The organism is Neptunicella plasticusilytica (assembly GCF_047922965.1).
GTDB lineage: Bacteria > Pseudomonadota > Gammaproteobacteria > Enterobacterales > Alteromonadaceae > Neptunicella > Neptunicella plasticusilytica.
Genome location: NZ_CP150481.1, coordinates 3335247 through 3357005, shown reverse-complemented (window position 1 = coordinate 3357005; position 21759 = coordinate 3335247). Strand labels below are relative to the sequence as shown.

General features: G+C 43.7%; 21 protein-coding genes. 16 read left to right on the top strand and 5 right to left on the bottom strand.

Annotated elements, in window-relative coordinates; all coding sequences use genetic code 11:
- Window positions 1–4 precede the first annotated feature (4 nt).
- From V1467_RS15090 to V1467_RS15025, 14 genes are all read left to right on the top strand, one after another.
- A complete protein-coding gene (locus V1467_RS15090) occupies window positions 5–889 on the top strand; it encodes a LicD family protein (RefSeq protein WP_416305803.1) in 885 nt (294 codons plus the stop codon).
- A gap of 6 nt (window positions 890–895) precedes the next feature.
- Window positions 896–1354 carry an adenylyltransferase/cytidyltransferase family protein gene (locus tag V1467_RS15085; protein WP_416305802.1) on the top strand — a complete coding sequence of 153 codons (459 nt, stop codon included), beginning with the start codon at window positions 896–898 and terminating at the stop codon, window positions 1352–1354.
- A 5-nt stretch (window positions 1355–1359) separates the two neighbouring features.
- Window positions 1360–2427 (top strand): Stealth CR1 domain-containing protein, encoded by a 1068-nt coding sequence (locus V1467_RS15080; RefSeq protein ID WP_416305801.1) that lies wholly within the window; start codon window positions 1360–1362, stop codon window positions 2425–2427.
- A 1-nt stretch (window position 2428) separates the two neighbouring features.
- Window positions 2429–3586 (top strand): glycosyltransferase, encoded by a 1158-nt coding sequence (locus tag V1467_RS15075; RefSeq protein ID WP_416305800.1) that lies wholly within the window; start codon window positions 2429–2431, stop codon window positions 3584–3586.
- On the top strand, window positions 3579–4310 hold the full coding sequence (locus tag V1467_RS15070; RefSeq protein ID WP_416305799.1) for a hypothetical protein: 732 nt from the start codon (window positions 3579–3581) through the stop codon (window positions 4308–4310). The genes V1467_RS15075 and V1467_RS15070 overlap by 8 nt, the downstream gene beginning before the upstream one ends.
- The gene (locus V1467_RS15065; RefSeq protein ID WP_416305798.1) at window positions 4303–5292 is read left to right on the top strand and encodes a sulfotransferase family protein; all 990 of its coding nucleotides are present in this window, start codon (window positions 4303–4305) and stop codon (window positions 5290–5292) included. The genes V1467_RS15070 and V1467_RS15065 overlap by 8 nt, the downstream gene beginning before the upstream one ends.
- 43 nt (window positions 5293–5335) lie before the next feature.
- Window positions 5336–6793: a methyltransferase domain-containing protein gene (locus tag V1467_RS15060; protein WP_416305797.1), complete on the top strand. Its 1458-nt coding sequence runs from the start codon at window positions 5336–5338 to the stop codon at window positions 6791–6793.
- 112 nt (window positions 6794–6905) lie between these two features.
- Window positions 6906–8207, top strand: coding sequence for a hypothetical protein (locus V1467_RS15055; protein WP_416305796.1), 1302 nt, complete (start codon window positions 6906–6908; stop codon window positions 8205–8207).
- Window positions 8204–9352 (top strand): GDP-mannose 4,6-dehydratase, encoded by a 1149-nt coding sequence (gene gmd / locus V1467_RS15050; RefSeq protein ID WP_416305795.1) that lies wholly within the window; start codon window positions 8204–8206, stop codon window positions 9350–9352. Before V1467_RS15055 ends, gmd begins: the two co-directional genes overlap by 4 nt.
- Before the next feature lie 16 nt (window positions 9353–9368).
- The gene (locus V1467_RS15045; protein WP_416305794.1) at window positions 9369–10481 is read left to right on the top strand and encodes a DegT/DnrJ/EryC1/StrS family aminotransferase; all 1113 of its coding nucleotides are present in this window, start codon (window positions 9369–9371) and stop codon (window positions 10479–10481) included.
- On the top strand, window positions 10482–11195 hold the full coding sequence (locus tag V1467_RS15040) for a cytidylyltransferase domain-containing protein (RefSeq protein ID WP_416305793.1): 714 nt from the start codon (window positions 10482–10484) through the stop codon (window positions 11193–11195).
- Entirely contained in the window at window positions 11192–12244 is a 1053-nt protein-coding gene (gene neuB, locus V1467_RS15035) for an N-acetylneuraminate synthase (protein WP_416305792.1), read from the top strand. Before V1467_RS15040 ends, neuB begins: the two co-directional genes overlap by 4 nt.
- Window positions 12245–12287: 43 nt before the next feature.
- Window positions 12288–13151, top strand: coding sequence for a sugar phosphate isomerase/epimerase family protein (locus V1467_RS15030; protein ID WP_416305791.1), 864 nt, complete (start codon window positions 12288–12290; stop codon window positions 13149–13151).
- A gap of 17 nt (window positions 13152–13168) precedes the next feature.
- Window positions 13169–14446, top strand: coding sequence for a methyltransferase domain-containing protein (locus V1467_RS15025; protein WP_416305790.1), 1278 nt, complete (start codon window positions 13169–13171; stop codon window positions 14444–14446).
- Here V1467_RS15025 and V1467_RS15020 read toward each other — a convergent pair.
- The 4 genes from V1467_RS15020 to V1467_RS15005 all read right to left on the bottom strand — a co-directional run bounded on the left by V1467_RS15020 (window position 14443) and on the right by V1467_RS15005 (window position 17753).
- Window positions 14443–15519, bottom strand: a complete 1077-nt coding sequence (locus tag V1467_RS15020) for a DegT/DnrJ/EryC1/StrS family aminotransferase (protein WP_416305789.1) — start codon at window positions 15517–15519, stop codon at window positions 14443–14445. The genes V1467_RS15025 and V1467_RS15020 overlap by 4 nt on opposite strands.
- Window positions 15519–16097: an acyltransferase gene (locus tag V1467_RS15015; protein WP_416305788.1), complete on the bottom strand. Its 579-nt coding sequence runs from the start codon at window positions 16095–16097 to the stop codon at window positions 15519–15521. The genes V1467_RS15020 and V1467_RS15015 overlap by 1 nt, the downstream gene beginning before the upstream one ends.
- A 5-nt stretch (window positions 16098–16102) precedes the next feature.
- The gene (locus tag V1467_RS15010; RefSeq protein WP_416305787.1) at window positions 16103–17044 is read right to left on the bottom strand and encodes a Gfo/Idh/MocA family oxidoreductase; all 942 of its coding nucleotides are present in this window, start codon (window positions 17042–17044) and stop codon (window positions 16103–16105) included.
- A gap of 91 nt (window positions 17045–17135) precedes the next feature.
- Complete coding sequence (locus V1467_RS15005; protein WP_416305786.1) at window positions 17136–17753, bottom strand: NeuD/PglB/VioB family sugar acetyltransferase; 618 nt, start codon at window positions 17751–17753, stop codon at window positions 17136–17138.
- Window positions 17754–18086: 333 nt separating this feature from the next.
- Here V1467_RS15005 and V1467_RS15000 point away from each other — a divergent pair, with 333 nt between their 5' ends.
- Window positions 18087–18890: a flagellin gene (locus tag V1467_RS15000; RefSeq protein ID WP_416305785.1), complete on the top strand. Its 804-nt coding sequence runs from the start codon at window positions 18087–18089 to the stop codon at window positions 18888–18890.
- A gap of 86 nt (window positions 18891–18976) precedes the next feature.
- Here the strand turns inward: V1467_RS15000 and V1467_RS14995 are convergent, their stop codons facing one another.
- Complete coding sequence (locus V1467_RS14995; RefSeq protein ID WP_416305784.1) at window positions 18977–19903, bottom strand: KpsF/GutQ family sugar-phosphate isomerase; 927 nt, start codon at window positions 19901–19903, stop codon at window positions 18977–18979.
- A gap of 286 nt (window positions 19904–20189) precedes the next feature.
- Here V1467_RS14995 and V1467_RS14990 point away from each other — a divergent pair, with 286 nt between their 5' ends.
- On the top strand, window positions 20190–21635 hold the full coding sequence (locus tag V1467_RS14990) for a sigma-54 dependent transcriptional regulator (RefSeq protein WP_416305783.1): 1446 nt from the start codon (window positions 20190–20192) through the stop codon (window positions 21633–21635).
- Window positions 21636–21759: the final 124 nt, after the last annotated feature.

The following is a 21759-nucleotide window of genomic DNA, read 5'->3' as shown; positions in this document are numbered from 1 at the left end:
ACTTATGCAACAAACCAAACAAGCTGTCATTTTTGGTGCGGGGCAAGCCGGAATAGCAGCATTGACCAACCTGGCGGATGATTTTGATGTTGTTGCTTTTTGTGACAATGATGCCACTAAGCACGATACCCAATTACACCAGTTGCCGGTCATATCTCCACAGCATTTGAGTCGTTACCCGACTGCACATATCATTGTCGCCAGCGAATTTGCGGAACAGATCCAAACTCAATTGATTACAGAATTAGCCATCACCAAAAAGCGAATTCAGATCCTGAGCTGGTCTGCATTAAAATTGACTAAACTGGGGCACGCAGAAACGAAAGCACACGCAATTTACTTGCTCACCAGAATGTGCCGTGCCTTAAATGAAAAAAGCATTTGTTACTATGTGGATGCGGGTACGTTATTGGGGATCATTAGAGATCAGCAGTTGATTCCCTGGGATGATGATCTCGATCTGGCACTGAAAAGTGATGAACTTGAATTAACCATTCAGGTGGTGGAGGCATTGTTACCTGAACTGACTTCTATCACCGGAGTGAGCTGGGTACTGGAAAAACAATTTGCCAAACAAGCATTTGGTGCGGTGCCACAAGGGGGCGTCAGAGCAATGAAATTACGTCCGGAACAAGAGTCAACAAACCTTCCGATGATGGATTTTTTCATTAAGTATGTTGAAGGCGAACAGATGGACTATTGTCTGGCCTCAAGAGGTATCCGTATGCCAAGCCGCCATATATTACAACTGGACACCCATGAATTTTGTGGTCAACGTATCAATATTCCCAGTGATGTGGAAGATTATCTGCAAGCCCATTATGGCGACTGGCGAACACCCAAAAAGGATTGGGGGCTGCACGAGTTAACTAATGCCACCTTGTTATAGACAGCGATGAAAACAGTTATTACTTACGGTACGTTTGATTTATTCCATATTGGCCATTTGCGCATCCTTGAACGACTCCGACAACTGGGAGACCGGCTTGTTGTGGGTGTGTCTACAGATGAATTTAACAGCATTAAGGGTAAACAAAGCATCTACAGTTATCAGGAGCGGGCCGCTATTGTGGAGGCGTTGTCTTGTGTAGATTTGGTTATCCCTGAAGATAACTGGCAACAGAAACAGCAGGATATTCAACATTACACTGTTGATATTTTTGGAATTGGTAGCGACTGGCAAGGTAAATTTGATGAGCTGGAAAGCCTGTGTCAGGTGGTTTATCTGCCGCGTACACCGACTATATCGACCACCGAGCTTAAAAAGTCGCTGTCTAAAGTGGATGCTCAGAGCATTAGCCAAATCAAACAAGGTTTAGACAGCGTGTTAAATCTTGTTAAAGCATTAGAGTGATAAGCGTGTCTGAATTCGTTGATCCCATCGACATTGTTATCACCTGGGTAGATGGGAACGATCCCGCTTGGCTGGCCGAGAAAGCAAAATACACCACACCACATGTAATAATGAATGGCACTGATCGTTATCGTGACTGGGACAATCTGCAGTATCTGTTTCGTGGGATTGAGAAATTCATGCCCTGGGTTAATCACATCTTTTTTGTGACCTGGGGCCATCTACCAGCCTGGTTAAATACTCACCACGATAAAATCACTATCGTTAAGCACGAAGATTTTTTAGATAAACAGCATTTGCCTGTATTTAACGTTAATCCAATCGAAATTAATTTTCATAAAATCAAAGGATTAAGTGAGCAGTTTATTTATTTTAATGACGACTGTTTTGTTTTGCAGCCGTTGCAACAGACGCATTTTTTTCGTCAGGGATTGCCGGTGAATGCGGCTATTTCCAACATCATGCATGAAGGTGTTATTGCCCCTATCGTGCTTAATGATCTGGAGCTAATTAATAAAAACTTTAACCGGCATAAAGGTGATCGCCTGACCAAGCGCGGTATTATTGGTAAAAACTGGTGGAAGTGGTTTTATCCCGGTTATGGCTTAAAAATACTGGATACCTTGTTATTATTGCGTTGGAAGACCTTTAGCGGTTTTGTTAATTATCATCAGCCACAACCCTATCTGAAACAAACCTATCAAAACGTATGGGAAAAAGAGCCTGAAGCGCTGCTCCAAACCTCTGCATCGCGATTTCGTGCACCCACTGACGTTAACCAGTATCTGTTTCGTTACTGGCAATTTGTCAGCGGACAGTTTTATCCGGATTCAGTAAAAAATGCATTTAAACGTCGGAGGTACGTTGAATTGCGCAGTGTTGGAAATGTGGAAAATGCCGCAAAAGAAATAGAATCAGGCAACTATCAAATGTATTGCCTGAATGATTCAATGTCGAAAGGCCGTTTTACTGAACGAGATGTGACTCCACAAGAATTTGAACAAAGCAAGAAACGTATTCAACAGGCATTGCATAAGTTGCTGCCCAATCGTTCAAAGTTCGAGAAGATCTGATATGTCAAATTCCCTTACACGTATTTTTTTAACTTACCGTATCAATCAGTATTCAAAAAAGATGGCAGGTGTCTGGCTTAAATTATTAGGTCAGCTGGAAGGATTCGAAGAAGTGGGTGCCGAAGTTTACGCACTGTATATGTCCTATGGCAGGCAAGTGTTGTCTCGATTTCAGTTCGGAGAATTAACGCCTTTAAAAACATGGGAACCTATTTCCGCAGACATGGAAAAACAGCAATTCTGGTCAAATGCAGTTGAAGCTGCGTACATAGTTGAGCCGGATGTTTTGTATATTCGCTATGACAAAATGTATGATCGCCCCCACCTGGCCGATTTTGCGCAGACGCAATCGGTGCAAAAGCCGAAAATCTGTGTTGAGTTTGCAACCTTTCCTTACCATCAGGAAATGTCCAATCAAGACTGGGTAGAAGCCGACAATAAAAACCGACAGCTCTTACTTAAGCATGTGGACTTAGTGTTCAGTACTTGTCGGCTAGATAAAATTGATAGGCTGGCCAATCACTATTTCTGTAATCAGCTTTCCTCTCAATATTTGCAAACAGCCTGTATGGCGTCTGATGCATTGGTCAGCAACAATACAATCAATATGATTAGCGTGGCGAATATCAGTTTCTGGCATGGCTTTGATCGTGTGTTAATCGGCCTTGCAGATTTTATAAAAGACGAATCACCATATCAGGTGAAATATTATATTGTCGGAACCGGAGATGAATTGGATAACTTGTCAGCATTGGTCGTGGAGCTGGGGTTAGAGCAGCATGTCAATTTTTTGGGCTACAAAACTCACCAGCAATTGACTGATATATATGCTGCCATGTCTGTTGGCATTGCCGGATTAGGATTGCATAGAAAAGGCCTGAGCGAAAACAGCGCACTGAAAGTAAGGGAATATCTGGCTAATGGTATTCCGGTAGTTAAATCGACCTATGATGATGCGCTGGTCAATGTTCCCTGGAGTTTTGATGTGGCTGAAGATGATAGCCCAATAAATATCCAGTCACTGTGTGATTTCGTCAGCGCATTGGATGTGCGTCCGGATTGTCGTGTACAAATAAGAAACTATGCGCGCCAGCAACTCACCTGGAACAAGCATGCAGATATGGTGATGCAAAAAGTAATGGGATTTTCAAATGATTAAGCTTAACCATGATATGTTTGATATTTTTTTGCAGCTCAAGGCACTTGGCTACCAGTTTGACAGTTTTGAACATTGCAACGTCACTTATGCTAAAGATAAAACGGTATTTTTGCGTCACGATATTGATTTTGACATTCAGATTGCACTGGCGTTTGCTAAACAGGAGGCTGAGTTTGGGATAAAGGCAACCTACTATTTTTTGTTACGCAGTGGGGCCTATAATTTTATCAGCGATACAAATATTCAGTCGGTGCTAAAAATAGCCGAATTGGGTCATGCTATCAGCTTGCATTACGATCCACTGTGTTATGACGACCCAATTAGCGGTTTGCAGTCGGAGCTGTCGACTTTTGAGTTATGGACGGGATACCGCCCACGCGTGATCAGCATTCATAGGCCGCCTAAAGACTATTTTGCTCAGCAGCAAAGTAGTCTTAACTTTCCGCATACTTATCAGCATTGTTATGTGCAGGATATTACTTATGTTTCTGATTCCGGAGGTCGTTTCCGATATGGGCACCCAATGCAGTCGGAAGCTGTTCGACAAGGGCTGAATTTGCACTTACTGATTCACCCAATCTGGTCAGTTCAAACAGTAGATGACGCGATGGCACGATTAGACTGGTTAAAACAAAAAAAACAACAGGACTTGCATCAGTTAATGTGTGATAACTGTATCCCTTATCGTGAATATAGTGAGCACAAGGAAATCAAGATTGACTAGCCCTTCAATGGTATTTATTGGCGGAGTTGGGCGCTCTGGTACTTCGGTCACTCGACAGGCAATGGGGTTACACCCCGATGTTATGACTTTTCCGTTTGAGTATAGATTTTTAATAGATCCGGACGGCATAATTGATTTTGTGTTTGGCCATCAGGAATTGTGGTCGCCTTACCTTTATGACAGAAAATTGAAACGATTGTCTGCTTTATTGCACAGGGTCAGTCGAAAGCGTTTTTCCGAACAGCTATTCAGCAAAATGCTCAAATATTTAGCTAAAGCAGGGCTGCATTATAGTCAGGCGCAATATCTGAACTGGGAATTGGAAAAACACTTTACTGGTTTCAGAGATGCTATTAACAATTATTTGAAAAAGTTAAGCCAATTTAGCTATAGAGGATATTGGATCGGAGTACCGTCCTATCAATCTGACTATCAAATAAATTATGTTGCTCCAGACCATCAGCAGATCGTGCAAATTACTCGGGAATTTTTATCGGATCTGTTTATCGGATTGTTGGATGAAAACCAAAAAAGTACGCTGGTGGAAGATAACACCTGGAATTTATTGTACTGCCAACAATTGCTGACGTTGTTTCCGTCAGCACGCTTTATTCATGTGCATCGTGATCCGCGAGATGTGGTCTGTTCCTATTTAAAGCAAAATTGGATGCCTTCGGACCTGGCTGAAGCTGCCACTATCTGCCGCGATTTGTATCAGCGCATTTTCCAAACTACGGCAACGCTTAATAGCAGTCAGTTTAGACAGATTTCGCTTGGCCATTTGGTCACTGACTATGCGACAGTTATGGGACAACTGTTGGATTTTTGTAATTTACCGCATTCAGTGGGCATGCAAAATCTGACAATGGACGATAGTGTTCTGGGTATTTGGAAAAAACAGCTTACTGAGCAACAGCAACACTGGCTGACTAACTTTTTTCAATTTGAGTTAAACCACTTAGGTTATCTGAACGATAACTAGATTGAACTAATAGAAATGTATTTAGCATATAGGAAATTCGTTGATGGTTAACCGAGAAAAAATATTGGTCGTGGCGAGTGCCAAGCTGGAGCTGGTAAAGGACTGCTTAGCACAATTGTTCGCTGAAAACCTGGTTCCATCAGATGTTACATTGCTATCAACTAAAGCATATCGAATTGATGCTATATCTGATTATCTGGATATGCAGTGCAAGATGTTGACTGAATTGGAAAAGGTTGATTTGCAGCCATTCAAAAAAATAATCGTCATTCAACACTCCCGTAACATCATTCCTTATCTGAATGTGTATAAATTTTTAAAAGCTAATCAGGTGGATCGCTTTTCTATTAAAACCAGTGGATTGGCACTGGTCGACACTCAGCCGGATTTACTGCTGGCCAATGTCAACCAAAGTGGTACAGAACAGGATAATCTGTTCTGGATTAATCCTGCTGATGTCACCCATTGTGCTCATTTGGGGACTTTACATTTTGGCAGTGTGGCTGATGGCGACTGGGATCTTAAAGCCCAACCCTTTGCAACGCGCATTTTGTTTTACCCTTCGTTGCAGAGTCGTATTGACAACAACCTGCCATGGTGTGAGACACCTTACTATCTAGATTTGCTGGACTCGGTAAACAAGGGCGAAATTCGTTTTAATTGTAAATCCGAACAGGACATTTTGGCGCGATGTGAAAAACTGGAAGCCTTATACAAGGAGATAAGAGACAGGGGCTGGCAACAACCCGATGGGCAGGATTACATTACCATTAATATTGGTAGGGACGGGCAATTGTTATTTGCAGACGGCAGACACCGGATGTCCATCGCTAAATTGCTGGGCTTATCTAAGATTCCGGTAAAAATAGCAGTGCGTCATCAGCAGTGGGTAGATTTTAAAAATGAAGTATCAACCTATGCCAAAGAACAGGGAGGTGAGGTTTACGCTCCTCTGCATCACATTGATCTTAGCGAATTTAAGTGTACACATGATGGTGAGCGCTTTGAATTGGTAGCTGACAACATCAGTAAACCGGCCAGCAAGGTGCTAGATATCGGTAGCCATTGGGGGCGTGCCTGTGCCGTGCTCGAACAGCGCGGACATGAATGTGTGGCGGTTGAAGGCAATATTACCAGCTTTTACTTTCTTGAACGGATTAAGAAAATTGAAGGTCATCGATTTACGCCGGTTTGTGAGAATATTTTTGATTTTGTCAGTGAGCCCAAATCCTATGATGTGGTGCTGGCGTTAAACATTTTCCATCACTTTATTAAAACCGAAGAGTTGTATGAAAAGCTGGTCACATTGTTAAGCAGGCTGGATGTTGCGCAATTGTTTTTGCAAACACATAATCCGCAAGAACCGCAAATGCTTGGAGCCTTTAAAAACTTCGAGGGTGAAGAATTTTGTCAGTTTGTGGTTGAGCATAGTTGTTTGAATAAGGCGCGATGGCTGGCTGAAATTGGATCTGGCCGACATCTTTACGTACTTGAAAAATAGCCTAAGTTGTATGTCTGCTTCTGAGCAAAAAAATTGTGCCGCCAGCATTTTGGTTCGAGCTGAAAAGATATCTGAATTGTCTCGCTTTACATTTAAGCAGGACAATATTCTTATGTGGCCGATTCTTAGGCATAAAGTACTGTGGGCCTGTTGCAAACAAATTGAAGGCATCAAATTTGATCGAAACCCTGCATTGTCAGCGCGCAGAAATGAGCAGCGCAAACAGCATCTGGCCGAATTAACTCCGCAGGCTCTCAATGACAAGTTTGCAAGGCTCAGGCAAAATGATGTTTTGATCGTTTCCGCTGCCAGGCAAACGGAGATCGTCGACGGCCATCCAGTGAATCGCTATATCTGGCCTTTTGAAGAGTTGTTGAGTATTAGCGCTTTGGTTGAAGAAGAGCCTAACTCCGATGTTGGCGACAATCGCATCTGGCATGAATACATTTTTGATTTTGCAAGAAAGTCGCCGCCACAACATGTTTGTCAGGAAGACCAGCAAGCTATACTCGGGTTACTTGATTGGATAAAAAGTACCTATGGTGACTGGTTGGATGAAAGCGCCTATCAGTCTTACAAAAATCAGTTGGAAGTCACGGCAACAAGACTCGGCTATTGGAAGTCGTGCTATCAAAAAATTTTTGCAGCGGTTAAACCCAAATTGGTCATTATTGGTAATGCGTCTTACGGTAACAGAGCATTTTTAATTAAATGGGCCAAGGAGTTTGGAGCCAGAGTGGCTGAATTTCAACATGCGGCTATTCACGAAAACCTGACACCCTACCAATATTCGGCAGACACATTACAAAGTGATTATGTTCGTGACTATTTACCTGATGATTTCCTTATGTTCGGTTCTTATTGGCAATCGGTCTATCACGGCGGAGCCAGACCGGTAATTATAGGGCATCCCTACTTTCAGTATGTGTATAAAAAGTTTCATCGAACTGCACAAGAGCTATTGGTTTGTATCAATGGCTTTGACAATGACTATTGTATTCGGTATCTCAGAGACTTAATTTCAAAATTCTCAGCAGAGAATATTGTTATTCGCTTTCATCCTTCAGTGCATCAATTGCAACACCAGTATAAAGACATATTGGGCGAAAATATCCGTTTCTCGGCACCTGACACCAGCCTGTTTGACGATATGGCCAGAGCGTCGATGGTGATTGCAGAAGCCAGTACGGTTATTTATGAATCACTTGCCTGCGGTATTCCGACTTTCTTGATCCCAACCAGACAATGGCCGCAATTGCCCGGTCTAGGCGCTGCTGATATGGTACTTTCAGTTGAAAATAAAATAACATCCCAACAACCAATGCAAAACTCAGATCAATTTCAGTATTTTGGCGAACATTGGCAATCTAACTTGGCTGCATATTTGACCAGCATCGGAATCAAAACCAGATGACACAAAAAATTGCACTTATTACAGGCATAACCGGACAGGATGGCGCTTACCTGGCTGAGCTGCTGATTAAGAAAAATTACGTCGTGCACGGATTGCGACGCCGGGCGTCACAACTTAATACGGATCGTATCGACCACCTGATATCCGAGCCACAAACCAGCGGTGGCAGACTTTATTTGCATTATGGTGATATGACAGATTCATCCTGTCTAATCAGGTTGGTGCAGCAGATACAACCTGACGAAATATATAACCTGGCTGCACAAAGTCATGTGCACGTTTCCTTTGATTCACCTGAATATACCGCCGATGTTGACGGATTGGGTACATTGCGCCTGCTGGAGGCCATACGTCTTTTGGGATTACAGCACAAAACCCGTTTTTATCAGGCATCGACTTCTGAATTATACGGCCAGATACAGGCACCGGTACAAACCGAGACAACCCCTTTTTATCCGCGTTCTCCTTACGCTGTAGCAAAACTCTATGCTTACTGGATTACGGTGAATTATCGCGAAGCTTACGGGATGTATGCCTGTAACGGGATTCTGTTTAATCATGAATCCCCGTTACGCGGTGAAACCTTTGTTACACGCAAAATAACCAGAGGCATTGCTCGGGTTGCTGTTGGCCTGCAATCCTGTTTGTATATGGGCAATATCAATGCCACCAGAGATTGGGGCCACGCTCGAGATTATGTGTATGTGCAATGGTTAATGCTACAGCAGGAAGCCGCCAAAGATTACGTCATTGCGACAGGCGAGACTTATTCGGTCAGACAGTTTATTGAGTTTGCCTGTGCCGAAATCGGCATTGAGTTGAGCTGGAGCGGGCGAGGTGTAGATGAAGTCGGTAAAGTCTCAAGGGTTGATGAGAGCAAACTTGGCACATTATTGGGTGATGAGGTAACTCAAGTTGCGGTGGGGAATGTCATTATCAAAATTGATCCCTACTATTTTCGGCCTACAGAAGTTGATACCTTGCTTGGCGATGCCTCCAAGGCCCGTAAAGAATTGGGCTGGGAACCCAAAACCCCGTTCAAACAATTGGTCAATGAGATGGTGCTGGAAGATTTATTGATAGCCAAACGTGATCTGCATTTGGAAAAAGCCGGTATGCGCGCAATATCAAAAGGTAGTGATTAATGAGTAAGTATCAATAATGACAAACACTATTGTTAATTTGGCTGAGCCATCTTTTACTGGTAATGAAAAGTCTTATTTATTGGATTGTATTGAGTCCGGATGGATTTCTTCACAAGGTCAATATGTGAATCGTTTTGAAGAACAGTTCAGTCATTTTATTGGCTGCAATTATGCCGTGGCAACATCTAATGGTACGACTGCTTTGCATTTGGCATTAATGGCGTTGGGCATAGGCCCTGGTGATGAAGTACTAGTACCGGACCTCACCTTCGGAGCCACCGCCAATGCCGTTATCCATTGTGGAGCGAAACCTGTTTTAGTCGATGTAAATAGACAAAGTTGGTGCATGGATGCGGAACAAATCGAATCACGTATTACTAGTCAATGTAAAGCCATGATCGTGGTACATCTTTATGGTCGTCCTGCTTCCATGAAGCAACTCATGGCATTGGCAGAAAAGTACGATTTGTTTGTTGTCGAAGATTGCGCCGAATCCATTGGTGCCCGTTTCGACGGTCAAATGACCGGTGCAATAGGCCATATTGGTTGTTTTAGTTTTTTTGCCAACAAAATACTAAGTTGTGGTGAAGGTGGAATGGTGACAACCGATGATCCCGCACTGGATGAAAAAATCCGATTGTTGCGTGACCATGGCATGGACAAGGAAAAGCGCTATTGGCATTTGTTGCCAGGATATAACTACCGGCTCACTAATATGCAGGCTGCCGTTGGTTTAGCTCAGCTCGAACAGGTTGATGAATTTTTGGTTAAAAGACAGCAAATTAATCATTTTTACCGCAGTCAATTAGCTGATTTACCAGAAGTGCAATTGCATCAGCCTGAACCTGACTGTGAAGAGTCTACCTGGCTATTCAGCTTATTGGTGTCTGCAGAGGTAGGGGCCCGAGGAAGAGAAATTCTGATTGATTGCCTAAATGAAAAAGGCATACAGGCGCGACGATTTTTCTACCCCTTGCATCAACAGCCAGCCTATCAACAGCAGGCTGATTTTACCAATTCAGTGACACTTTCAGAGCATGGGGTATGCTTGCCAACATACACCCAAATAAAACCAGAACAGTTAGACTATGTGGTTGAAACAGTGCGCTCTTGTATGGAGAAAATATAAGTGAACCATCAATGTTGGGGGGTGATTCCGGCACGAGGTGGCTCGAAAGGCATTCCTCGCAAAAATCTTCGCGAGGTAAATGGAATCCCCTTAATCGCTTATACAATAAAAGCAGCACTTGCCAGTCATTGTTTAGCCGGTGTGGTGGTTTCTACTGATGATGAAGAGATTGCTCAAGTTGCACTTGAACATGGTGCGCAGGTGCCCTTTATGCGACCCGTCGAATTGGCTACAGATAGCGCAACCGATTTGCAAGTGATAACACATTTCAGCCAGTGGCTGGCTGAGCAGGCGATTCCAGTTCAAAGCATTGCCTATTTGCGTCCAACTACACCGTTAAAGACAGCTCAACTGATCGATGAAGGCATATTGAAATTAACGCAAAATCCGCAATTCAGCGGAGTACGCAGCGTTACCAAAACGGAAGGAGTATTCCATCCATACTGGATGTTTGCAGAAGATGAGCAGCATCGCCTGGCACCTTTTGTTGAAGGGATTACTCTGGAAAAATATTATCAACGTCAATTGCTACCCAGTTGCTTTAGACTTAACGGTGTATGTGATTTACTGCGTATCGATAACCTTAGCTCTGGCGACATATATGGGCCAAACGTTGGTTTTATTGAAATACCGGAAAATCAGTCTATTGATATCGATACGGAATTAGATTTGAAATGGTTGGAATTTTTACTACATCAACAAGAGCTAAAATGAAGTCAAAATTTAATCAAGAGATTCAGATTGGGGCACAAAGCATTGGGCATTACTCACCTGTTTTTATCATTGCGGAAGCGGGTGTCAACCATAATGGCGATATGGCTATCGCTAAGAAATTGGTGGATGTGGCAGTGGCAGCGGGTGCCGATGCGGTTAAATTTCAAACCTTTAAGACTGAGAATCTTATCTTGCAGAATGTGGAAAAGGCCCCGTACCAGTCACATACGACGGATGCGCATGAGTCTCAGTTCAATATGTTAAAGAAGTTGGAAGTCAGCCATGCCGATAATCTGACGATTAAAGCTTATTGTGAACAAAAAGGTATTATTTTCCTCACCACGCCATTTGATGAAGAAAGTGTGGATGACGTGGTTAAACTAGGGGTGGAGGCAATCAAGGTGGCATCCACCGATCTGACCAATATCCCCTTTTTACGTAAAATTGCCAAAACCGGTTTGCCGATTTTTTTGTCCACTGGTATGAGTTACCTGGCTGAAGTACAAATAGCAGTCAGCGCCATAGCCGAATACAACCTGAATCTAGTTTTACTTCAGTGTACTGCTAACTATCCCATCGCAGATAATGAAGCTAACTTGGCCGTGATTGAGACCTACAAAGCCCATTTTGACTGCCTGGTGGGGTATTCTGACCATTCAGTTGGTTTAGGCGCTGCAGCCTTTGCGATTCCAATGGGAGCCAGAGTAGTAGAAAAACATTTTACGTTAGACAAACAGGGGGCCGGACCTGATCATCTGGCCTCGTTGTCGCCAGACGAGCTACAAGAGTTTGTTATGCAGGTTCGTCGGGTGGAGGCCTATATGGGCAACGGCATCAAGCAGCCAACGCTGTCGGAAACTAAAACTAGGGCATCACTACAAAAATCGCTGGTAGCGGCTAAACCAATTCTGGCCGGTGACAGTTTCAGTGCGGATAATTTGATTGCAAAACGTACTGGTGGTAACGGGATAAGCCCCATTTATTTTGATCAGGTATTAGGTAAAAAGGCGATTAAAGACTTTGCCAAAGATGACTTAATCATATTGTGACAACAATGACTTATTGGAATTAGACAAACTGGTGAAAGCAGGTGTGAGCGAACAAATTTATGTTTCAACTTCGGGAATACGCACGCAACGTATTGGTGATGCGGTGCGCTATCTGGCCCAAGCCGGATATCGATATATTGAATTGTCTGGGGGAACTAAGTTATATCCTGAGCTCGAGGCAGATTTAATCTCGCTAAAATCAGAATTTGCTTTGCGTTACCGGTGTCACAACTATTTTCCGCCACCTGCAACCAGCTTTGTGATGAATCTGTCTTCCAGCGGTGAAACCATAAACCGTACATTGGATCAGGTTAAATGTTGTCTGGCACTCAGTCAGCGTTTGGGAGCGGATAAGTTGGGTATCCATGCCGGTTTTCGTATTGACCCCGGCGTTGACGAGTTAGGACAACGGATTTCTTCCCGTGAACTATTGCCTTATGCCCAAGCCGTGCAGCGATTTCAACACAATCTAAAATTGTTACAGGAATTGGCGATGCAACAGGGAATAGACTTATATATTGAAAATAACGTCTATTCGCTCGCCAACAAGCAATCCTTTCAAGGTGAAAATCCCTTTCTGCTGACACACTTCGATGAATATAAACAAATGCAGGCACAATTTCCTTTCAAGCTGTTAGTTGATGTGGCGCATTTGAAAGTGTCCTGTCATTCGCTTGGTTTAGCGTTTGAGACTGAATTAGCCGCAATGCTGGCTGTATCGGATTATGTGCATATTAGTGATAACGACGGTACAAAAGATTCGAATGGCCCTCTATCTCAAGACTGCAGTTTATATCGCTTATTGAAGCTGGCCGATTTAAGCAACAAGACATTCACACTGGAAGTGTATGGTGATATTACGGATGTCGCCGAGTCTTATGAATCACTAGTGACATTACTTAACTAAGGCAAGAAGGTTAAAAAATGCTCGGTGACAGATTTCAAGACGATGGTCAAGCAACATTAACGCTCACTCAAGAGCAGTTGAAAACCCGTGATTTAGTGTTGCACAAGTTGCACTCTGGTGTGTATCCAACTGAAACAGTCCCATGTCTATGCGGCCAGCATAACTTTGACGAGTTGGCACGCAAAGATCGTTATGGATTGCCCGTAATTACCGTAATTTGCAGAGATTGTGGTCAGGCTTTGACAAACCCGCGCATGACGCAAGCTGCGTATGAATCTTTTTATCAACATGAATACCGATGGCTGTATGTCGGTGAGGTTAAGGCTACGGAGAGATTTTTTGCAGCCCAATATTCACATGGTCAACGAATTTACCAGTATGTGTATGAGCAAGGTGTAAAGTGTCAGAATGTGCTTGAAATAGGTTGCGGTGCTGGCGGAATACTGCAAGCCTTTGAAGATGAAGGGATTAATTCCGTAGGTGTAGATTTGGGGAACGAATATCTGGATTTTGGTAAGTCTCATGGACTGACCCTATTTAACATGAGTTCACAACAGCTGCTTGAAAGCCATTCAAACAGCTTCGACCTCATTATTTTGAGTCATGTTTTTGAACATTTTTTAGATATTGAGAAGGAGTTATCGGCTGTCATAACCCTGCTCAAATCTGATGGTGTACTCTATATAGAGGTCCCGGGTATTAAAAATCTGAGAGCGACATATGAATGTGATTTTTTGCGTTATTTGCAAAATGCCCATACCTATCATTTTTCTCTTGGGACATTGCAAAACGCAGTCGTTGAGCATGGATTTAAAATGTTTGCAGGTGACGAATCTGTTAAGGCACTATTTAAATCAAATCAAATCAAACAGGTAAATACCAGATCAAATGAATACTATTCAATACGGGATTTTCTTTTAGATCTGGAACTAAACCGGCAGGATTATCTAAAAAGTTTGTCAGTAGCAAAGCTGCAAAAGAAACAATCAGCATTTTCGATGGTAGACCAAAATATTTCACATTTTCCGAATGGGTCGGTATGTATATATGGGACTGGGCAGCATACTCTGAATTTATTAGACCAATTGACCAATAGAGCAAAAATATTAGGACTATTGGACAACGATGAGAAAAAAATTGGCACTTATGTTGGGGCATTTGAAGTGTTGAAACTGAGTGATATACAACAACAAGTTAAAGCAATCATCATTTCATCAAGTACTTTCCAGTCGGAGATATATTTCCGACTCCGTCATTTGAGAAGTCAGGGTATAGAACTGATAAAAATATATTAGTTTTGAATAATTTTCAGATCTTGATGCATCGGTAAGCTGAATACAGATTCGCAGGCCAAATTTGTATTAGGTGTAGCTAAGCCAGAATAACATTCCATCGCTTTTTGCCGGTTCAGGCCTATGGGATAATACACCGCGGTAGGTATGCCCTGTCGTTTTAACTTATCGATCCAATAGTCGCGATTTTCAGTTTTCGCCTGCACCGTATATTGAGCCCAGGCAGACTGATAGCCACTGGTCACAACGGGTGTTTTGAATTGTCCAGCGAGTTGCTGGTTGTATTGTTCTGCAATTTGTTGGCGAATGTTCAGTTCTGCTGTGAAGTGTTCCAATTTTTCCAGCAGTATAGCCGCTTGAATGGTATCCAGGCGACTGTTCATGCCTATACGTATATTTTCATATTTATGTTGCCCTTTACCATGTACCCGCATGGAATCACACAGACTCGCCAGATTGTCATTGTTAGTGAAAATGGCCCCGCCATCCCCATAACAGCCCAAAGGTTTAGCCGGGAAAAAGCTGGTAGTCGCAATATCACCAAAACAGCCGGCTTTTTTTCCATTAATACTTCCACCGAATCCCTGGGCGGCATCTTCAATGAGATATAAATTATGCTCTTGGCAGATGTTTTCTATGGCCGGATAATTGGCTGGTAAACCGAACATATCAACGGTAATAACGGCTTTAGGTGACAGCCCTTGTGCTTTGGCTTCCGCAATGCCTTTTTGCAATTCACTGGGACAAAGATTGTAGGTGTCTGGATTGATATCCACAAAGTAGGGGGTAGCACCGACTAAAGGAATCACTTCGGCAGTGGAAAAAAAAGAAAACGCAGTGGTGATAACGGTATCACCTGGACCGATACCCAGTGCCATCAATGCTAACTGCAACGCATCTGTGCCATTGGCACAACTGATGCAGCGCTTTACCCCCACATAGTCAGCGAGCTTTTCCTCCAGTTCAAATACTTCTGGTCCCATAATAAACTGGCCATGATCCAAAACCTTTTTTATTCTGGCATCAATGGCCGGCCGTATGTGCGCCAGTTGGGATTGCAGATCGATAAATTGCATTAGCTGGTTTTGCTCACTTTCCCGTCAATTAGCTTATAGTGGCTGCCACTATGCGAACAGACGGCTTCAGCACTGCCGTGTAAGGGTAAATCCAGTTTATCGCCAAATTCGCTCATCCAGCCAATTTGTTTTGCTGGTACACCAACCATAAGTGCGTAATCCGGCACATTTTTGTTTACCACCGAACCTGCTCCAATAAAAGCATAACGTCCAATTTCAATGCCGCATACAATTGTACAGTTGGCGCCAAGGGTAGCCCCTTGTTTTACGAGTGTCTTACGATATTCATCCTTACGTATGACGGCGCTGCGCGGGTTATATACGTTGGTAAAAACCATGGATGGGCCACAAAATACATCATCTTGCAATTCAACGCCTTCATACACAGAAACGTTATTTTGGACTTTGACATTGCCACCAATAACCACCCCATCTCCGATGAATACATTCTGCCCAAATGAACAGCACTCACCTATAATTGCAGTCGAGCATATATGTACCCAATGCCAGATCCGGCAATCCTTACCGATGATGGCGCCTTCGTCTACTTCTGCAGTGTGGTGTTTATAATAATCCATGCCGATTATAGATAGGCTATAAATGGATGGGCATAGTCCCTTGAATTTGAAACGGACATATTTCGAATTGCAGCAACAGTTTCCACCGCTACTCGGTTGTCCTCCAGTCCAAACCCGTTACCTCGCAAGATTTCCTGATAACTTAAGGTATGCAAGTCGGTGAAACCACCAGAGAACTCTATTTCTTTATCATCCAGAGTAATGCTGCGATAGGTACGTTGTCCTTGCAAGCGGACAGCTGCAGGCAGGTTCTTTTCATCGGTAGACAAGAACCAGCGTACTCGGGCCTTTTCATACTCCAGATATCCGGATGCAGTATTTTCTTCTGATATCAGCAATTTGTTGTCCTGCAATTTACCAAACAGAAAATACAGCATATCAAAAAAATGCACCCCAATATTGGTGGCAATACCGCCGGATTTTTTTACATCGCCCTTCCAGGAGCGGCCGTACCATTGCCCTCTGGAGGTAATATATGTCAGATCAACATCGTATTTTTTGTTGTTACTGGCCTGTGCAATTTGTTGCTTGAGTGACTTAATGGAAGAATGTAAACGTAGTTGTAAAATGGTATTCACTTTCAAACCATATTCCAGTTCGATTTCCTGCAATGCATCAATATTCCAGGGATTCAGAACAAGTGGTTTTTCACAAATCGCCTGACACCCTGAACGAAGTGCGAAGCGAATATGAGAATCATGCAGGTAGTTGGGAGTACAGATAGAAACGTAGTCTACAGGTTTATTTGCCCTTTTCCTTTTGTCCAGATGGCGGTCAAATCGCTCATATTCAGTAAAAAACTGGCAGGAAGGGAAATAACTGTCCAGAATGCCGACTGAATCACTGGGATCAAGGGCTGCGACCAACTCGTTGTCGGTCTCTTTTATAGCTTTCATATGGCGAGGGGCTATGTAGCCTGCAGCTCCCATCAAGGCGAATTTTTTCACTAGCTTATTCCACAAGTTACATTCTATCTGCATATTATCGGCAATTCCTGCCAATGCCTTTAATTCCACAAGGAGTTAAGTATTGCGCAAGTTACGTTCTTCGAGCCGGTATGCCTACCCAAGTACCAGCAGAAGTAATATCTTTAGTCACGACAGCACCTGCCCCGATGATAGTGTTTGGTGCAATATTAATTCCGGGTAACACTATAGCACCGCTTCCTACTATGGAGCCGCCCCCTATAGTGACGTTACCATTTAGGATTGCGCCAGGTGAAATAATGGTGTGGCTGCCAAGTATTACGTCATGCTCAATAACCGAGGAAGTATTGACAATGCAATTCTCTCCAATCTGTGCATAGGCGTTTACAACCGCCTTGTGCATTATTATTGATCCGGATAAAACGTTCGCTTTGGGTGAAACCAAGGCTTGTGGAGAGATCGAGGTGTGCAGTTTTAATTGCTTGTCTTTTAACTGGATAAATAGAGTTTCCCTGGCAGGGGATATTTGCGTTTGGCCAAACGCTAACAAATAACTATATAACGCAGCGTCAGGATTATTCAGCCAACTGTCGTCACCTAGGCGGCAATAATCACCGATGTTGTCAGAAGCGTGGGGAGCCAGAAAGCCAGCAATTTTCGCACCTTCACTTTCAATGACATCGATGCATGCCTTGCAGTGTCCACCTCCGCCTAACAATACTACCTGCATGTGTTCCTCTTTTTATGACTTAACGGAAATATACAAAAAATGGTGCTGATAACTTGACTTTCATCTGCTTAGTTTTAATTGTGAAACAATATGTTATCACACTAAACTAAAGTAAATATTGGTGTGACAAAAGTTCAACGTTATTCCTGAAATTTATTTTTTGTTTTACAAAAGGTAACCACTAAGCTAGTAAATCGATTTTTATTCAATCTATACCCTGGTATTATTTTTCATACGCCAACCTCATTCCATTGCTTACTTTCTACCCAACCCTTTGCTATTCTTAGCAAGAGGTTTTTGTGTCAGTTTGGTAGCTGACCGAGGAGGTAGATAATGATCAACCTGAACACCAATGATTCTAATACATCTTTGCTGCAACAGCTGCAGGAAAAGCAGAAGTCTATTTTTGAAAAACTGGCATCGGGCAAGAAAGTTAACAGCGCAGCGGATGACGCTGCCGGATTACAGATAATTGACCGTTTAACATCGCAAGTTTCCGGTTATCGTCAGTCAGTAACCAATGCTTATGACGGTATTTCGTTGTCACAAGTGGCTGAAAGCGGTTTATCCGGTATTTCAAATGACGTTAACCGTATTCGCGAGTTATCGATTCAGGCGGGTAACGGGTTATTGACCGACGCTGATCGCAAGGCCCTGCAAAAAGAAGTTAGCCAGTTGCAGGACAATATTAGCCAGACTATTGATCAAACCGAATTTGCCGGTAAAAAATTACTCGGTGGGGAAGGCGATATTGATTTTCAGATTGGTGCTAACGCCGGTCAAAAAATCAGTGTCGGCACCAAGGATATTGCCGGTGGTTTAAGCGATATCCTTAACGTGGATTTGAGTACTGCCAAAGGTGCTGAAGATGCGTTAAAAGCGGCCGATAGTGCGGTGGAATATGTGGGCGGTGTCCGAGCCGACTTAGGCGCAACCCAAAACCAGTTTGAAAGTGCGGCACGTAACCTGGCGCAAACTGAAGTGAATGTGGCAGCAGCGCAAAGTCGCATCCAGGACACTGACTATGCGCAAGCAACGTCGGATAAAGCAGCCAATGATATTCTCAGCCAGGCCAGTATTGCGGTGCAGGCCCAGTCTAACCAGCAGAAAGGTCAGGTATTAGCGCTGTTGGGCTAAACGGAATGTGTTGACTGGCATTATAAATAACCAAGGCAGTGTTTCACTGCCTTTTTTATGTCCGATAGATAAACAGGCGCCGAGGTCTATTTTTTCAATATGCCGACGACCCGTTCCTGTTCCATTACAATTAATGCGGTAATTTTATTGGCTTCCATTATGGCGAAGGCGTCACTCATTTTTGCTTCGGCATTGATGGTTTTGGGAGAGGCCGACATTAAGTCCGCCGCGGTTAAATCAAACACCTCTTTGTTGTAGCGGTTGAAAGCACGGCGGATATCACCATCGGTGGTAATTCCTATGCCTTCTTCGGATTGCACCACGGCCAAACCCAATTGTCCGGTTGAGATACAGTCGACCAGTTCGGCAAAGCTGGCTGAGGCGTTCACCATCGGCAAATTATCTACAATCATTTCATCTTTGACGGTGGCTAATAGACGGCGCCCCAAATTGCCGCCAGGATGAAACCGGGCAAAATGTTCCGGCTGAAAATCTTTGGCATGCATCAGGGTAACAGCAATGGCATCGCCCATCGCCAAAGTCGCCGTGGTTGATGCTGTAGGGGCTAATTGCAGAGGACAGGCTTCCTGTTCTACGCTGATATTCAAAATAGCGTTGGCCGCTCGTCCCAGGCTCGATTGTTTATTGCCGGTTAACGCAATTACATAGTTGCGATTGTCGGTGAGATAGGGCATCAGTTTTAATAATTCTTCGGTTTCGCCGGAATTGGAAATGGCGATAAATACGTCGTCGGGTGTGACCATGCCCAAATCGCCATGAAAGGCTTCACTGGGATGCATAAAAAAGCTGGGTGTTCCGGTACTGGCCAAGGTGGCGGCAATTTTTTTGCCGATCAGGCCGGATTTACCCATGCCGCATACCACCACCCGCCCCTTAGCCTGCAAAATGGCGTTAATGGCTTTGTCGTAATCGGCATCCAGATGTTCAGCCAGATGCAAAATTGCCCGGGCTTCGATAGCAAACACTTCTCGGGCGGTTTTAAGTAAATCCATTATAATGACTTATCGGCAGGACAGATGTATGGGGATGTTACCGGCTAACTATTTATATTCCAAGTGAGTCGGGCCTGTTGACCGCTGATACTGTGTTTTGACATATATTTGATCAGTCTACAATCGTATGCCGAGACCATAATTGGCTGGAATTGAGTGAAATTTGAACACTATTGTTCATCGGGCTTTAAACAGGTTGCTATCACTCTGCGAACAGTTAAAATCGGGATCGAAAATAATAGGACAACATGTCCATATAATCGATTTGGTGCATTTAGGATTGGCAATGAATGATATTTTGGTGATCAGCGGGCAGGAATCCCGGCAGGCGAACCTAAAGACAGTGCTGACGTTTATGGGAGAATCCTGTTTAACAGCCGGGTTTGCGGAGGCGGTATCGCACCTGAAACGTTCATCACAGTTTAAGGCGGTGCTGATAGATGGAGAATCACCACAGTTAGCCATTGAATTGACCGGGGCCTTTCCGCACCAACCTTTCGTTATTGTCGGTCAGCAACCGGCCAGCAAACCTGCCAATGTGGTGGGGCTGCTAAATGAACCTGTCACCTATCCGGCATTGACTAACATGTTGCATCGTTGTCAGGAATATATTAACCAGCGCCCGCAAAAGCCCACTTCGGTTATTAACAAAACCAAACTATTCCGTAGCCTGATTGGTAAAAGTCGTGAAATCCAGCAAGTACGGCAAATGATTGAGCAAGTTGCTCCCACCGAAGCCAATGTCTTGGTGCTGGGTGAGTCCGGCACTGGTAAGGAAGTGGTTGCCCGCAACCTGCACTATTTGTCCTCACGCAAGTCCGGTCCCTTTATTCCGGTCAACTGTGGTGCGATTCCAGCCGAATTGCTGGAAAGTGAACTGTTTGGTCATGAAAAAGGCGCCTTTACCGGCGCGGTGAATGCCCGAAAAGGGCGTTTTGAATTAGCCGAAGGCGGTACACTTTTTCTGGACGAAATCGGTGATATGCCCTTGCAGATGCAGGTAAAAATGCTGCGTGTATTGCAAGAGCGTACCTTTGAGCGCGTTGGTGGGGTAAAACCGGTTAAATGTGATGTGCGGGTGATTGCCGCTACACACCGGGATCTGGAGCAAATGGTTATTCAGGAAAAGTTTCGTGAAGACCTATTCTACCGTTTAAATGTTTTTCCGATAGAAACACCGGCACTGCGCGAACGCAAAGAAGATATCCCGTTGTTGTTACAAGAACTGGTTTCCAGGGTTGAAAAGGAAAACGGCGCTAATATCAAATTTACCGAAAATGCGTTGTTGTCATTGATGGAGCATCAGTGGGCGGGGAACGTCAGAGAACTGTCTAATCTGGTTGAACGTTTGACGATCATGTATCCCAACCAGATCATAGATGTTGCTCAGTTACCGCACAAATACCAGCATCTGGACGTGGAAGAATACCAGCCGGATTACCCGGAAGAAATGCTTGAACGGGATGCAATCAACGCCATGTTTGGTGAAGATCCGGATATCGATGATGATCCACAACAAGACGAAGAAAGTCAAATTAACGGTAATGGTCAGCTTCCTCCCGAGGGGGTTAATTTAAAAGAGTATATTTCCGAGCTGGAAATTTCTCTGATCAAGCAGGCACTGGAACAGCAGGAATGGGTGGTCGCCCGCTCGGCAGAATTGTTGGGTATGCGCAGAACCACCTTAGTCGAAAAAATGCGCAAATATGATCTGTCCCGAGATGATTCGTAACCCTGCCGAGTCCTGAGTATTCTACTGCTAGTGGCGTCTTTCTGGCGTCGTTAATCTTCTAAGTTATTGAAATAAAACAGCTATAAAATTGGCATGGTAACTGCTTTGTGTACCTCTGTCTGGA